This window comes from Chlamydiifrater phoenicopteri, from assembly GCF_902807005.1.
Taxonomy (GTDB): Bacteria; Chlamydiota; Chlamydiia; order Chlamydiales; family Chlamydiaceae; genus Chlamydiifrater; species Chlamydiifrater phoenicopteri.
The window spans coordinates 512253-526037 of the sequence record NZ_LR777658.1 but is presented as its reverse complement, the minus strand read 5'-3'; the positions used below and the strand labels follow the sequence as shown (position 1 = coordinate 526037).

Genomic DNA, 13785 nt, shown 5'->3' with positions numbered 1-13785 from the left:
TATTAAAGATTGGTTGTTTTTGGTCTTTTATTGCAAGTCTAGTCTTAAAAATAATTCTTTTGAAAAGTTCTTATTAAAATCTTCTGTGAGAATGTCTTCTAAGGATGTTTTTAACAATGTTTTACATAATGATGAAGATGTGGTTACATAAGCTATACTTTTTTTGTTTGTCAACTTTATGAAGGCTGCCGGCATATTTCATGAAAAGAAAAATTTTTGACTCTGGAATGAATTCTGCAAGGAAAAATATGGCTATAGATGCTCATTTACTGCACTGTTTGGAGCCTTCGAGTTCCCTCTTGCATTTTTATCAGTGGAAGCATGAGTGTCCCGTGACCTATGGATACTTCGTTAATCCTCAAGATGTTTTTACTACTGAAGCTCTTTCTTGCCTCGATCACGCTAAACGCCCTACCGGAGGGGGAGTGGTTTTCCATAACGGGGATTTTGCCTTTTCTTTGTTGGTATCGTTCTCTCATCCGCTCTTTTCACAAAGAGTTTTAGATAACTATCAAACTGTAAATACATTAGTTGTTCGAAGTCTCGAAAGAGCTTTTGGTATCTCCGGAGAGCTTTTTGTCGAAGATAAAGAGGAAGAAAAAAACAATATTAATTTTTGTATGGCAAAAATTTCTCGTTACGATGTGCTTTTTCAAGGTCGAAAGATTGGGGGGGCAGCCCAAAGGACTACTACAAAGGGATTTTTGCACCAAGGGAGTGTGTTCTTGTCTGGTAGAGGCAAAAGTTTTTACCAACCCTTTCTCAAGGAAGAGGTCTTGGATAATATCTTGGATAAAACGCAGAAAAATTCTTTTTATCTACTGGGCGATAATAATGAGCAAAGTTCTTTGTTAGAAGATGCTCGGAGAACTTTACAGGAGTCTTTCGTTTATGAGTACTGCCATTGGAGTAGCTTTTAGCTGGGGATAGACGGGTATGGGTTGGTCACAGAATATTTCTTTGAAAAAAATTTTTTTCTGCGCTCTTTTCTTTATATTCACTTTTTCTCTACTTCTCCCTCAGAGTTCTTCCTCTGGGCAGATAGTGTTTGTAGATAGAGAGCAAAGCCAAGAATTGGGTGAGGCTGATACCGTAGGGTTTCTTCCCTGTGATAATGGACTGGAAACGTTTAAGATTCTTCTCAAAGCTCTAGAGGAAGCCAAACACAGTGCAGAATTGGGGCTTTGTTTAGCTGGAGGGGAGATTTTATTGAAAATTCTCCAAGTTCTAGAGGAACGCTTCATCGCAGAACCAGCCTTCAAAGCTTTCTTAATACTTCAGCCCATTTTTCTTTTCAAAGAGGAAAAGGAACGCATAGAAGCTATTTCTGTTAAGTTTGGGGATCGTTTTCAGTATGTTTTTACCGGGTGGATGCCTTCCCCAACTATTCTGAATCCAAATGTTATAGAAATGCATGTCAAATTATCTATCATTGATAGTAAGTACTTCTTTATCGGAGGGACAAATTTTGAGGACTTTATGTGTACTGAAGGAGATAAAGTTCCTGAAGTAGTAAATTCCCCTCGACTACAGATAGGGGGTATGGCTAGACCTTTAGCTTTTAGAGATCAAGATGTCGTGGGACGCAGTACCCTCTTGGGAAGTAAGTTGCGAGAAGAGTTTCATAAATCCTTCGTTATGTGGAAGAGGAATATGGATCATTTGATGCAAAAATTCTTTGATCCGGAAGAATTTTCTTCTGATCCAGAGGTTTTAAAGAATCTCAGTATAGCGCCTCAGGAGCTCTTGGAAGAAGTATTTGTCAAAGAATTTGAATTTTCTCCAGACCTAGTTGAAGTAGAAGTAGAGAATGTTAAGGTAATCTTTAGCGGGCCTCATGATGGCGACAACAACCCGATAACTTTGGAGTATAAAAATTTAATTAATGAAGCTAAAACTTCTATAAAATTTAGTCAGATGTACTTCATTCCCGTATCCACCATTTTTAACTCTGTTATCGATGCTGTGCTACGTGGAGTTAATTTGGAAATTATTTCCAACGGATCTCATGAGAATAGTCCGCAGCTTACATCAAATTACGCGTGGGGGAACCGTATAAGATATATTCCGCTAATGTATGGAAGAGATTTTCCTTTGTGGGGGAAAAAGCAGTGTATGCAGGCAACGCCGTTTCCTGTATCTGTTTACGAGTTTGATATGTATCAAACTCAATTGCATAAGAAGAGCATGTTGGTAGACGATGAAATTTTTATTATAGGCAGCTACAACTTTTGTAAGAAAAGCCATAACATAGACTATGAAAGCGTCATAGTTATTCGCTCTAAAGAATTTGCTAGAAAAGCTAATAAGATCTTTCAGAAAGATAAGTCTTTAAGTCGAAAGATATCCTGTGAGCAAGCTGTAGAGTGGTATTTTGATCCTACTTACTATATCTTGGGATCTTTGCAGGTGAATTTCATGCCCGCATAGAATGTTTTTCATTGTTTTTAGCAGCATTACTTTTCTTAATTATTGCTCATAGATTACACTCGACTTTCCTAAGGGTGTTATCATGGAGGGAGCTAGTGTTATCTTTTTTCTACAAAAATCGGAAATTTGTTGTGGTACTGATGGTTACTGCTATGCTTGTTTCCGGTTTCGGGGTTTCTCTGAGCTATCTTGGTAGAGAAAATTCTAAAGGTAACTCGGCTGATATTAGACGAGGAACAGCTTTTGTCACTGCAGAAGGTCAAAAAATTTCTTATAGGACATTGCAAGTCATCGCTAACTATCTTTCTAAAGAATCGACTCCTTTCTCCGGTAAATCTTTAGGGTGGAATTTTCTTAATGATAATTTTGTTACTCGAGAGATCCTAACATCAAGATTGGGAGAAATTCTTTTTATTTCAACCTATTCCAAGGAAGGCTTTCCAGCTTTTGCTCGGGAGATGAGCTATAAGCCTTACCGACGATTTGATGCCCCCTTTATTTCTTCAGAGGAGATTTGGAAATCCTCGGCCCCGGCACTTTCCCTAGCTTTTCATAGGTTTAAAAGTATAAAAAATCCTGCATCGAAAGAAGGGTATGAAGCTCGAGTGGCTCTGTTTGCAGAAGAGAAAAAGTTTCCATACACAATTCTCAAAGATATGGCAGAATATAGACGACGAACATACTCTCTTCCTTATGACCCTGTGGCGACCAGAGATAAGACTTTTAAATTATTCGGCTATAGTAGTCTTTCAGAATGGTTTGGAGCTCCGTTTATTAACTCATTGGCCGAGGTTGTGGTTAAATTTTCCTCGTTCTGTGAAAGTCATGGATTGACACTATCGAAAAAAGAAGTCAAAAGGGAGTTTGTAACGCGAGCTAAAGAGGCTTATGCGTTTGTAGGGAAAAAAGATTGCTCTTCATTAGAAGATTTTATTTCTTGTTACCTGTCGGCTTATAATGTTTCATTAAAAGAGTTCCTTTCTGCGTATAAACATATTGTGATGTTTCAAAGAGGGCTGGACCTAGTGAAGGGAGGTTTTTCTTTTGATTATGAGCCCTTTAGAGAGTTTTTTGCTATGGGAAAGGATCGGGCAGTTTTAGATTGTTTCCGATTTCCTAAGGAGTTGATTTTTCATTCTAAAGCTGATTTGGAAGGATTCGAAACTTATTTGAGATTAACAGCGATTCCAGGTAAGAACGTCCTGGATATTCCATCCTATTATCTGCCAGTAAAAAGCGTGAAAGCGAAAGAAAATAGATTGGTAGGAAGGCGTTTCGTGATAGCGTTCTCTTCTGTTAGGGCCAAGGATCTAGAATCTAAGTTATCAGTATCGGAAATCAGAGAGTGGCAAAAAGACCCCCAAAATAGGGCTGTATTATTTGCTGAATTTCCTAAGATTTTTAAAAAATTATCAAGCATCGCTGATGACAAAGATGTTAGTGATTGTAAAGTAGATTTAAAAACTTTGGATACAGAAACTCGAAGTAAGATAGACAACTTTTCTAAAAAAGAAATGATTCGTTCCAGGAGACAAGAGATAGCAAGAGAGTTAGCGGGGAAAGAGAAGGTTCGCAAAGAGATTTTTCTTTCTTATGGCAAAGACTTTTCTTTGGACGGGATTTCTAATGGAGCGGCTCTTGCTGAAGTTTTGAATGAAACAGATAATGTCGATTGTTTCAGTCAGGATGGCGAAACTTATTATTCTTTTGATGTGGAAGAACGGTTTGATCAGGAAGAGATAGTTTCCTTTAAAGAAGCTTTTCGTAAGGATATTTTGAAAACGATAGTAGCTGATCATAAAGGGCTCTCTCCTATGCAAGAAATTCTAGAAGCTTTAGCACAGCGATACCCAGCAGATGAGGAGAGCGTTCGGATTTTGAAAAGGGTTGCCCCCCTCCTAGAAGAACATCGATCAGGAGTTCTGCGTTCTGGAACAATTAACTGGCAGCCAGAGAAAATGTGCATGACCGTATATCGAACTGATCCAGCTTTTTTCGATTCTTTTACTGAGATGGAGCAGTATGTTGAGAAGCCTTCCCCGATCCAAGTAAGGGACAAGGAGGGGCCTTACTATTACATCGTTCGCGAACTGTCTTCAGGAGCCTTTGTCGAAGAGGTGGATCAAGTTGCATTGATAGAAAAGCAGCTTATGAATGAAGTTTTAGGCGAGTACCTTATTAATCTAATGTGTAGATAATAGGCAACCAAGGAGAGCAATAGTGTACTTTTCGGAGAATCATGTCTGGATGTCACCCATACATTCGAATGTTGTAAAGATGGGTTTAAGCGCTATCATGAGGGAAAATTTAGGAGAAATTATACACGTTGATTTACCCTCTGTAGAGAAACTATTGAAAAGCGGGGACATCTTAGCTCTTTTAGAGTCTTCGAAAGCTGCTATAGAAGTGTTAACGCCTTTGGAAGGCTCTGTTTTGAAAATCAATGAGGCTCTGAAAGAAGATTCAGAGTTTATTAACCTCTATCCTGAAGGAGAGGGCTGGTTGGTAATTTTGAAGCTGCCCCAACCTTTTAGTCCGGAGAACTTTCTCTCTCGAGAAAAATATGAATCCTCTAATAATTGAGTTTTTGAGAAAAAAATGCCATCTTTAGTACACTCTTACAAATTTTTTAGGGTTGGATTATGGCTTCTTCTGTTCCTATTTCGACAAAAACAGGTACCACAGAGACAATTACTACGACAATTGTTTCTCCTAAGACTCTTTCGAGTAAAGCAAGGAATTTGTCTTTGTTAGCTTCTTTGGTGAGTGTTGTGACCATAGCTTTACTCTCATTTGGGTTGTTTGTGGCTGCTACTGTAGCGACACAAACAATGGCTTTGATTTGTGCTATGGTGCTTTCAGTAGTTTTGTTGGGTCTTTCGATAGCTTCCCTGTTAGCTAGTCAAAAGGCTAGGTCTTTGTTAATAGAGAGGAATAAAAGTTAAAGCCTGGATAAAAACTCTACTGATGTCAGGTTATGGAGGGGCGGATTTCTTGGCTTAGAAGTAGCGGGTGATGGTCCCTTTGAAAAGCTGTTTTATGACTATAGAGAATAGTAATTTAGTAATTTCGTCTGAAAGCCCCTCGTTTCTGCAAGAAATAGATCGACAGAGGAATTCCTCCTCTGAAAGGTGTTGGAGCGTAGTTTTTCGTGTAGGGAGTTTTGCTATAGCTCTTCTTGTTACTCTATTCTATCTTTTTTTAGTAATGTTTCTTTTTGGAATGGTAGTGAACTTTTGTTTGAGAGCGATGATTGTTGTGTCATTCTTCATCGCTGGAGTTGCCCTAGCTCTTTTGTTAAACAAATGCGTAATATCTAGGTATATCGACTAAACCTATTTCTCGCTGACAGATTTTTGCATTGGTTTTCTTTTTGAGCCCTGCGTAAGCATTTTTTGAATTTTAGATAATCTAGAGGGTTCATTAGGGGAGAGGGTCTTTTTGTAGAAAAGGGAAACAGTTGTTTCTTGAGGTTTCTCTGGTTCTATAGACGGTTTAGTTAGCTCAACACCCGTTAATCCCATAAAAGCCATGGCCATTAATCCTGTGGTAATGAAGGCTATCCCCATGCCTCTTAGATTTGTCGGTATGTTGGAGTAAGTAAGCTTTTCATTAATTGTTGCAAGCAACACGATGGCCAACCACCAGCCTGCCCCTGATCCAAAGCAGAAGAAAATCATGGGAATAAAAGGAAGGTTTCTAGTGATTCCAAACAAAACGCCCCCCAATATTGCACAATTTACTGCAATGAGTGGCAGAAAAATTCCTAAGGACAAGTAGAGACTATGAGAAATTTTTTCCAAGATAATTTCTAGAAGTTGAGTGAAAGCTGCTATGACAGCAATAAACACGATAAGTTCTAGATAAGATAGGTTAATGGAAGTTATGGTGGATGGTAGGAAAGAGAGACGAGAAAAAGCACTAGGGCCAGTAATGAGAGTATGTATTAACCAATTTATAGTTCCTGTTACTGTCAGTACTAAAGTTACGGACATGCCAAGCCCGTTAGCAGTGGATACTTTAGCAGAGCACGCCAGGTAGCTGCACATGCCTAAAAAGTTTGATAATAGGATGTTTTGAATGAATACTGCTTGGATAAGAATTCCAAAGAGGCCCAACCAAGAATAATCTCCCATTAGCATGTTAATATCCCTATCTTTTAGTGTTAGTTGATCTGTAAATGTTCATTAACCAAATCATTGTTCCCAAGATGAAAAATGCTGAAGGAGCTAAAACCATTATACCCATATTTTGGTATGCGCTGGGATGAAGATCAGAAGCGTACCAAGATAGGGGAACAATTTGGAACCCCATAAGTGTTCCAAAGCCAAAAAATTCGCGAATAATGCTAACAAAGACTAATACGCCTCCGTATCCAAGACCCGACCCAAGGCCGTCTAAAAGGGCTGGAATAGGAGGAACATTTTTAGCCATACTTTCTGTTCTACCCATAACAATGCAGTTGGTAATGATCAGACCCACGAAAACAGAAAGAGTTTTAGAAATATTGAAGAAAAAAGCTTGTAGGAATTGATCTATAACTATGACGAACAAGGAAATGATAATGAGTTGGGTAATCATTCGTACACTGTTAGGTGTATAATTTCTTAGCAAAGACACGAAGAAAGAAGAGCATGCTGAGACGAAACTGACAGCTATTCCCATAGTGATCGCTGTGCTTAGGGTTGTTGTCACCGCTAAAGAAGAACATATCCCTAGAACAGAAACCAAAATTTGGTTGTTATTCCATAATGGGTCAAGGAAATAGTTCTTATAGGATTTTCTAGGACTTGCCATTTTTAGTTGTGCCTTTAGCATTATTTAGGTGGTTAAAGAATAGTAAGAGTCCTCGATAAGGGAGTAATGAGCGCTCGAAAGCTTCTGTTACTCCGTTACAAGTTAAGGTAGCTCCAGAGATACCGTCTACAGCAGAAAGAAATTTTGGCGAGGTGCCATAAATAGCTTTCGCGCTTCCTTTAACAACTTCTAGACCCATAGGAACTTTTTCTAAATCTGTAATTTCTGGCGAGATGGTTTGAAAGATTTTTTTTCCAAAAAACTGCTCTTGCCATGAAGGATTAGCTATGTTAGCTCCAAGTCCAGGAGTTTCTCCATGCTTATACCATGTTGTTCCTAAAACAGTGTTTCCGTCATTAAGGACACCTAGAAATCCGTATATAGGCCCCCATAAACCAAAGCCTGAAACAGGAATGATCAATGAGGCTATAACTGAAGGGTCTTCTACAATCTGTTGATCGCTCATAACGCCTATTTTGGGGGAGTTTTTTAAGACAGCATAGAAGAGAAGAAGGGGCTGTAGGAACAAGTGAGAATCGGCAAATTCCCTTTCGTATTTTGTAACATTAATTCCTTTCTCTTCGGGGGAGAAAATTTTTCCCGATCTATCAGCAAAGAAGGGGCGAACAAATTTTGTTGAAAAATCTTCTAAAGTTACAGGAGACACTGGGGAAGCGTGATTCTTAACTTTTTCGAGAAGCATAGATTTTTTGTTATAGATAGCTGGAGTAAAAGACCCATTGTTCTCTGCTATCTGGAATCTGCTTTTACTATCCAGAACTTTAACAGACATTAACATTTGCTTATTTCTATCAAAGAGGATAGCTCGTTCTTTATAAGGGGTAAGAGCTAGATTTAAAAAAGAGAGAAGGATCCCACTGAACAAGCTTACGCTGAGGATAAAGATGACGGTGTATTTTGTGCTATTAACGGAAATTTTTCTCATTGTGCTCTCTTCCGGTATCTCCCTATGGCGTAGTGATCAAATAGGGGGGCAAAAACATTTCCTAACAAGATAGCCAGCATGACCCCTTCAGGATATGCAGGGTTGATTAAGCGTATAAACACGGTTAAAAAGCCTATAAAAGCTCCATATATCCATTTACCTAACTTCATAGAGGGTGAGGACACTGGATCTGTGGCCATAAAGATGAAACCGAAAGCTAGGCCGCCCATAAACAAGTGTCTGTGTGCGGGAATGAAAAACTTTGCGGGAGCCCAAGCTCCGTAACCATCAAAGAACAAGATGCTTCCCAATTTAAAAAGCCAGGCAGTAAGGAAAGCGCCTAATCCACAAGCTAGAATCGTCCTCCATGACGCAATGCCCGTAATGATCAGGAGGAGAGCCCCCAGTAGGCAAGCAAAAGTAGAAGTTTCTCCAAAGGCGCCTAAGATGTTGCCCCAAAAGAGGTTGGAAGAAGCGAATTTCCCGGTTCCATAAATGAGGTCTGTAGCAGCATAAGCGGAATCAAATTGAGAGGAAAGCAGTCCCAAGCCGCCTTCAGAAAGAGGTGCTGACAGGAACTCTTGTAGCTGGGGTATAGAGAGTTTACCCAATACAGCTCCAGGGTTATTTTGGCTCCACAGAGTGAACTTCTCTTTGATAAAATCCAGAGTAGGAACAGAAGATGCGTCCATAATATTAGTAGCAATAGCATCAACATGGATTCGCTTGATTAGGGGGGAAGTTGAATTGAGCGTTTGCAAACAGGTTGCCTGAGAAAAGCCATCGAAGAGAGATTTATGGGCGTCTGCATTTATGATACGCAAGCTATCTTTGATAGCTATGGGATTGCCGCCCACCCAGACATCTCCGGTCATACAGTTTGGAAAAGCGAAGAATAAGAACGCTCTTGCTGATAGGGCAGGGTTTAGGACGTTCATCCCTGTACCTCCGAAAACCTCTTTAGCAAATACAACGCCGAAGGCTATTCCTAAGGCAGCGACCCAATACGGAATAGTAGGGGGTAGAGTTAGTGGATAAAGGATGCCAGTAACAAGCAATCCTTCAGCTATTTTATGTTTTCTTGTGATAGCAAAGAGAACTTCGCAAGCTCCGCCAACTATGTAAGTTATGGTGACAAGGGGAATAAAAAGTTGCAAGCCCTTGAAGACTATTTTAAAAAAAATACCTTGGCGAAAAGCAAAGGAGAATGCGCCCCAAAAAGTTTTCGATGAAAGAACAAAATCTTGCATGAGGTTGGCGTTTTTCGAAAGGTAGACGACCTGTTGTAACCCGGAATTCCATATAGCCATGAAAATAGCTGGCATTAAAGAGAAAACGACTATAATCATCCATCGTTTAACGTCTACAGAATCCCTAATGAAAGGAGGAGAAGAACATGGATGAGTGGGTTCGAAACAAAAGGTATCTAAAGCGTCTACTACGGGGAAAAACTTTTTAAACTTGTCTTTTTCAACGAGACGAAAGGATCGGTCTAAAAATTTTCGTAACATGCAACGAGTACGCGGTATCTTTTATCTAAAGAAACAACAACAACGTAACAAATTATTCGGATTTTAGAAATAGAAATTTCTAAAGATTTTTTGGAAAAGAAGCTTTCTGAAGATGTTGTAGTTAGGACTATTAAGTAGTGAGTAAGTCTTTTTTATCATATTTCAAACATTTATTTTTTCCTGTTACTTGTTATGGTTGTCAGGAAAGCAGTAGCAATATTGTATGTCCTTCGTGCATTACGTTTTGTCGCTTCGTACCGTCTAAAGGACGTTGCTCTAGGTGCTTTTCAGAAGTTCTTTCTGGTTCTTTTTGTATGTATTGTTTAGGGGTGCAGAGGGCGTGCTTGTGGAGATCTGTTTTTTCTCCCTCTATTGTATTGCGGCGAGTTTTTTTTCAAGCAGCTCAAGGGAAAGTTGTTGCTCAGAACTTTTTGATAGATGCTATTACCCGTAGGGTAGGTATGGAAGAGTTTCGTCCTGATATTGTTTTAGGAGTGGAATTACATAGTTGGTTTGTGACGGGACTTGTGAAACAAGTTGTAGGGAGAGTAGCCAAGTATTACAAAGCACGCAAAGGGTTTTTCTTTTTAAAGAGGCCAAACAGGAGAAGGGATCTTAGTGGGAAGAATGTTCTGTTATTGATTTGTTCAAAGAGATTCTTTGAGGATGATAAGAAAGAGCTAGAAAGAAAGCTTCAATCGTTTACAGGAGCAGAGCTTTTCTGTCTTACGGTTCTAGATCCTATTTAGTAGGTCTGCTCGTCAATAGACTCTTCGGTACACGATGTATTTGGCCGGGAAACGCAAACATATCCGGTGATGGATACACCCTCATCAACGCAGAGAGAAGATGCAGAGATATCACCTATAATGATGGCCTCACCTCTGGCTTCTACCTTTCCTTTTGTCGTGACATTCCCTTCAACGACTCCTTCTATGATAGCTTCGCCAAGATTGATGTCAGCTTTCACTCGTCCCGTAGGGCCCACGATAATTTTTCCTGAGGAGACGAGTTTCCCTTCGAATGTTCCATCGATGCGCAACAACTTTTCAAAAACTAACTCTCCTTTAAAAGACACGCCTTCGCCTAACGTTGTTTCTGGTTCTTCTACAAAAGAGAGGGAGACAGAGTTTTCCTCTTGATCAGACCATTTGGGATTCTCTTCTTGCGTCATAGGAGATACTGATGGATGGGAAGGAGTTTCTACGGACTTCGGTGCTTCATATAAGCCTGCCGCATCTATACGACTTTCTTGTTGGTAATGTGGAGAGTAATTCTTTCTTAATGAAGGGTCTTCTTCGTACAGGGTAGTCACATTCTCAAAAGATCCTTTAGTTGTTCTTCGAAACATGGGTCTCTCCGTTCCTGAATTAGGTTTCTATATTACTACGGCAGATATTTATCTGTCGCCTTAGAGTGTCATCTTCAGCAATACGTTGTTCAACGTTTTTGCATGCATATAAAATTGTAGAATGAGTTTTTCCGAATGCTGCCCCTATAGCAGAAAGGGAATCCGATATCAAGGATTTCGCTAAGTACATAGCAACTTGACGAGCAAGCAAACATTCTTTTGTTCGAGAGTTTCCTTTTAAATCTTGGGTCTTTACTTGAAAAACTGTTGAAACACTCTTTAGGATGCTTTCGACGGATACTTTTTGTTTTGCAGGAACTTTAAAAAGTTCTTTCAGAGTGTCTTGGACAACTTCTTCTGTTATCGGCTTTCCGAAAACTCTACAATAAGCAGTTAACTTATTAATAGCGCCTTCTAGTTGTCTGACATTACCGTATACACGATCAGCTATGAAGAAGGCTACCTCGCTGGGTATGGACAGCCCTTTTTGTTCAGCCTTATGTTGTAGAATAGCTACTCGAGTTTCTAGATCTGGGGTACCTACATGAGCTACGAGCCCCCACTCCATTCTAGCTATTATACGTTCAGACAATTTCAGTTGACTAGGTGGCTTGTCGCTAGTGATGACAATTTGCTTGCTCATGTTAATGAGAGACTCGAAAGTATTACAGAACTCCTCTTCAAAATTTTGCCTGTTTTGGAGAAACTGGATATCGTCGACGAGTAGTAAATCCAGCGAGCGATAAAAGCTTTTCATTTTATCTATGGACTTAGCCTTTAAATGGTGTACCAGATCATTAATGAAAGCCTCTGTTGTTATGCAATGTGCGCGCAGTTTCTTGTGATGCTCGCGAACATAATGCCCGATGGCATGCAACAAGTGAGTTTTGCCTAAGCCCACCCCTCCATGAATAAACAGGGGGTTGTAAGATTTTCCTGGTTTATTAGCTATACCCACGGCAGCGGATTTTACAAATTGGTTAGAGGGGCCCTCAATAAAGTTGTCAAATTTGTAGGAAGCGTTAAGTTTTAGCTCAAAATCTTTAGAAATTTCTTCTTGGAAAAAGCTTTTGGCTACAGATGGAGTTTCTCCTGCTGAGAGGGAAGCTTTTTTAGTTTCGACAACAACGAATTCGAGAGAGGGCTCCCCATCAGCATTTACAGGAACAAAAGAGCAGAGATCTTTTTTGTAATTATCAAAGAGATAGTTTTGAACAAAAATGTTAGGCACTTCAAGGCGTATTAGGGTTGAAGTCTCCTCTAACACTCGAATAGGAGCTATCCAGTTTTCGAAGGCTGTATCTGAACAGCGCGTCTTTACATAGTTGACAAATTGCTCCCAGGTGTTGCATTCGTTGCAAGTTAACATGATACTCTCTTCAGATAAAAACACAAGGTTTGCTTGTCCGCAGAGGAGCGAAGCTTTCATGCGAACAGAAATGCCAATGTACCATTGGGCTTGATAAGCAATCAATAATTTTGTGAAAAAGAGTTAAGCAGAAAAAGCGGGAACTTTTTTTGTTGTGCTGTCTTTTTTGACATAACTCATTAACAGTGCTTCAGCATCACTGGCTATAATAGGGTCGGAGCATGTTTTCAGATAGTTGGCTATGGCTGCAGCTTCAGCTATCCTATTCAAACAAAAGAGTGCTTTCGTTTTATTAATAAGTGTGGGGAGGTGATCGCCTTTGAGTCTTAAGGCTTTGTCTAAGGTTGTTAGGGCTTTTTGGTTTTTTCCTAATTGGAGGTAAAGAGCTCCTAGAATTTGATGGTCGTAGGCGCTAACGGGATCCAAGATAACTAAAGCTTCAAAAAACAGCAGAGCTTTTTTGTAATGTCCTTGCCTTAAGAATGAGTATCCCGCTATACGAAGCTCTTCTAAATGGTCATCTTCCCAACCTAAAACGGCTTTCCATTCGTTATCAATCATTGTGTTATCCTTGAACAAATTGGAAAATACGAGAGATTATGTAGTCGATCATGACGTTAGAGGATTTTATTCCGAGATCCAACGCTTTCAAAAGAGTTTTTCCTTCTTGGATTTTGGGGTCTTCTGTTTCATCATCATCATCGTCGTCTTGATCTGGGTCTTGCTGATCGAAGGATCCATGGACCTTACTCTTGTAATCGAAACGTCCGTTTGTCAAAACTTTGAGGAATGAAGAGAGTTTCTCTATATCAGCATCTTGGTTATCCGAAGAGCCTAGAGAAGGAACGAGGTAGGGGGTAGAGAAGCGTTGTTTAAAGTATCCTGGGGGTGGGGAGAAGAATGCCCACTGAGTTTTTTGATCTAGGCCCATAAGGGTTGTTAGAGCGGAAGGTTTGGGCGTGAAATCAAGTATTCTAGTGTGGCCGGCAACATCCCGAATAAAGGAGGAGTCAAGATTCAATTCCTTTCGGAAATCATTGATAACCTTTGTTTCGGATGCATATCTTTCATATACAGAGGTGTTGTAATTAAAAATTTCGACCACGACGCACCTGTTATTCAGAATTCTGGGGGAGTTTTTGTCTCTAAACCTTCGGTCAGTATAAGACTAGATGATATATTCAGTATAGAAAAAGTCAACATATTGTTTTTGATGTTTTAGGCTTATTGTTTTACCTTTTATAACTTTAAGAGAAGTTTTTATTTGTTTGTATTTTATCAATGCGTATTCTTCTTTTTAAATTTTGATCGATAAGAGAGTTCGTTTTTACTGTTTGTTTTATCCAAGTCGTTGATATCATTTCCTTAGTTTTTGCAAACT

General features: G+C 39.5%; 15 protein-coding genes. 7 read left to right on the top strand and 8 right to left on the bottom strand.

Translation table 11 applies throughout. The features are described 5' to 3' along the window. The first annotated feature begins 200 nt into the window (after positions 1-200). The 6 genes from KJA58_RS02320 (at position 201) to KJA58_RS02295 (ending at position 5763) form a co-directional block, all read left to right on the top strand. Positions 201-920, top strand: a complete 720-nt coding sequence (locus KJA58_RS02320) for a lipoyl protein ligase domain-containing protein (protein WP_246485712.1) — start codon at positions 201-203, stop codon at positions 918-920. 16 nt (positions 921-936) lie between these two features. Next, positions 937-2430: a phospholipase D-like domain-containing protein gene (locus tag KJA58_RS02315; RefSeq protein ID WP_213357849.1), complete on the top strand. Its 1494-nt coding sequence runs from the start codon at positions 937-939 to the stop codon at positions 2428-2430. Between the two features lie 74 nt (positions 2431-2504). Beyond that, complete coding sequence (locus KJA58_RS02310) at positions 2505-4628, top strand: hypothetical protein (protein WP_343215988.1); 2124 nt, start codon at positions 2505-2507, stop codon at positions 4626-4628. Between the two features lie 22 nt (positions 4629-4650). Continuing rightward, positions 4651-5013: a biotin/lipoyl attachment domain-containing protein gene (locus tag KJA58_RS02305; RefSeq protein WP_213357847.1), complete on the top strand. Its 363-nt coding sequence runs from the start codon at positions 4651-4653 to the stop codon at positions 5011-5013. Between the two features lie 59 nt (positions 5014-5072). Further along, positions 5073-5375 (top strand): hypothetical protein, encoded by a 303-nt coding sequence (locus KJA58_RS02300; protein WP_213357846.1) that lies wholly within the window; start codon positions 5073-5075, stop codon positions 5373-5375. A gap of 94 nt (positions 5376-5469) precedes the next feature. Then, entirely contained in the window at positions 5470-5763 is a 294-nt protein-coding gene (locus tag KJA58_RS02295; protein WP_213357845.1) for a hypothetical protein, read from the top strand. Between the two features lie 2 nt (positions 5764-5765). Here KJA58_RS02295 and nqrE read toward each other — a convergent pair whose 3' ends face one another. From nqrE to KJA58_RS02275, 4 genes are read right to left on the bottom strand one after another with little or no spacing between them, the layout of a single operon-like run. Beyond that, the gene (gene nqrE / locus KJA58_RS02290; RefSeq protein WP_213357844.1) at positions 5766-6572 is read right to left on the bottom strand and encodes an NADH:ubiquinone reductase (Na(+)-transporting) subunit E; all 807 of its coding nucleotides are present in this window, start codon (positions 6570-6572) and stop codon (positions 5766-5768) included. Positions 6573-6582: 10 nt separating this feature from the next. Next, a complete protein-coding gene (nqrD, locus tag KJA58_RS02285; protein WP_213357843.1) occupies positions 6583-7227 on the bottom strand; it encodes an NADH:ubiquinone reductase (Na(+)-transporting) subunit D in 645 nt (214 codons plus the stop codon). Beyond that, the gene (gene nqrC / locus KJA58_RS02280; protein ID WP_213357842.1) at positions 7214-8173 is read right to left on the bottom strand and encodes an NADH:ubiquinone reductase (Na(+)-transporting) subunit C; all 960 of its coding nucleotides are present in this window, start codon (positions 8171-8173) and stop codon (positions 7214-7216) included. The genes nqrD and nqrC overlap by 14 nt, the downstream gene beginning before the upstream one ends. Then, on the bottom strand, positions 8170-9684 hold the full coding sequence (locus KJA58_RS02275; protein ID WP_213357841.1) for a Na(+)-transporting NADH-quinone reductase subunit B: 1515 nt from the start codon (positions 9682-9684) through the stop codon (positions 8170-8172). The genes nqrC and KJA58_RS02275 overlap by 4 nt, the downstream gene beginning before the upstream one ends. A 344-nt stretch (positions 9685-10028) precedes the next feature. Here KJA58_RS02275 and KJA58_RS02270 point away from each other — a divergent pair, with 344 nt between their 5' ends. Next, on the top strand, positions 10029-10433 hold the full coding sequence (locus KJA58_RS02270) for a hypothetical protein (protein ID WP_213357840.1): 405 nt from the start codon (positions 10029-10031) through the stop codon (positions 10431-10433). On the opposite strand, the gene KJA58_RS02265 is transcribed toward KJA58_RS02270, so the two are convergent. The 4 genes from KJA58_RS02265 to KJA58_RS02250 form a co-directional block, all read right to left on the bottom strand. Continuing rightward, on the bottom strand, positions 10430-11035 hold the full coding sequence (locus tag KJA58_RS02265; RefSeq protein WP_213357839.1) for a bactofilin family protein: 606 nt from the start codon (positions 11033-11035) through the stop codon (positions 10430-10432). The two genes, KJA58_RS02270 and KJA58_RS02265, sit on opposite strands and share 4 nt — an antisense overlap. A 19-nt stretch (positions 11036-11054) precedes the next feature. Beyond that, a complete protein-coding gene (dnaA, locus tag KJA58_RS02260; protein ID WP_213358369.1) occupies positions 11055-12404 on the bottom strand; it encodes a chromosomal replication initiator protein DnaA in 1350 nt (449 codons plus the stop codon). A 123-nt stretch (positions 12405-12527) separates the two neighbouring features. Further along, positions 12528-12965 (bottom strand): CDC27 family protein, encoded by a 438-nt coding sequence (locus tag KJA58_RS02255; protein WP_213357838.1) that lies wholly within the window; start codon positions 12963-12965, stop codon positions 12528-12530. Positions 12966-12969: 4 nt separating this feature from the next. Then, positions 12970-13509, bottom strand: coding sequence for a DUF5399 family protein (locus tag KJA58_RS02250; RefSeq protein ID WP_213357837.1), 540 nt, complete (start codon positions 13507-13509; stop codon positions 12970-12972). Between the last annotated feature and the right edge of the window lie 276 nt (positions 13510-13785).

Bases quoted from the DNA above. Each gene is read 5' to 3' on its own strand.
- KJA58_RS02320 (WP_246485712.1), top strand. From the start codon at position 201: ATGAAAAGAAAAATTTTTGACTCTGGAATGAATTCTGCAAGGAAAAAT.
- KJA58_RS02315 (WP_213357849.1), top strand. From the start codon at position 937: ATGGGTTGGTCACAGAATATTTCTTTGAAAAAAATTTTTTTCTGCGCT.
- KJA58_RS02300 (WP_213357846.1), top strand. From the start codon at position 5,073: ATGGCTTCTTCTGTTCCTATTTCGACAAAAACAGGTACCACAGAGACA.
- KJA58_RS02295 (WP_213357845.1), top strand. From the start codon at position 5,470: ATGACTATAGAGAATAGTAATTTAGTAATTTCGTCTGAAAGCCCCTCG.
- nqrE (WP_213357844.1), bottom strand. From the start codon at position 6,572: ATGCTAATGGGAGATTATTCTTGGTTGGGCCTCTTTGGAATTCTTATC.
- nqrD (WP_213357843.1), bottom strand. From the start codon at position 7,227: ATGGCAAGTCCTAGAAAATCCTATAAGAACTATTTCCTTGACCCATTA.
- nqrC (WP_213357842.1), bottom strand. From the start codon at position 8,173: ATGAGAAAAATTTCCGTTAATAGCACAAAATACACCGTCATCTTTATC.
- KJA58_RS02275 (WP_213357841.1), bottom strand. From the start codon at position 9,684: ATGTTACGAAAATTTTTAGACCGATCCTTTCGTCTCGTTGAAAAAGAC.
- KJA58_RS02265 (WP_213357839.1), bottom strand. From the start codon at position 11,035: ATGTTTCGAAGAACAACTAAAGGATCTTTTGAGAATGTGACTACCCTG.
- dnaA (WP_213358369.1), bottom strand. From the start codon at position 12,404: ATGTTAACTTGCAACGAATGCAACACCTGGGAGCAATTTGTCAACTAT.
- KJA58_RS02255 (WP_213357838.1), bottom strand. From the start codon at position 12,965: ATGATTGATAACGAATGGAAAGCCGTTTTAGGTTGGGAAGATGACCAT.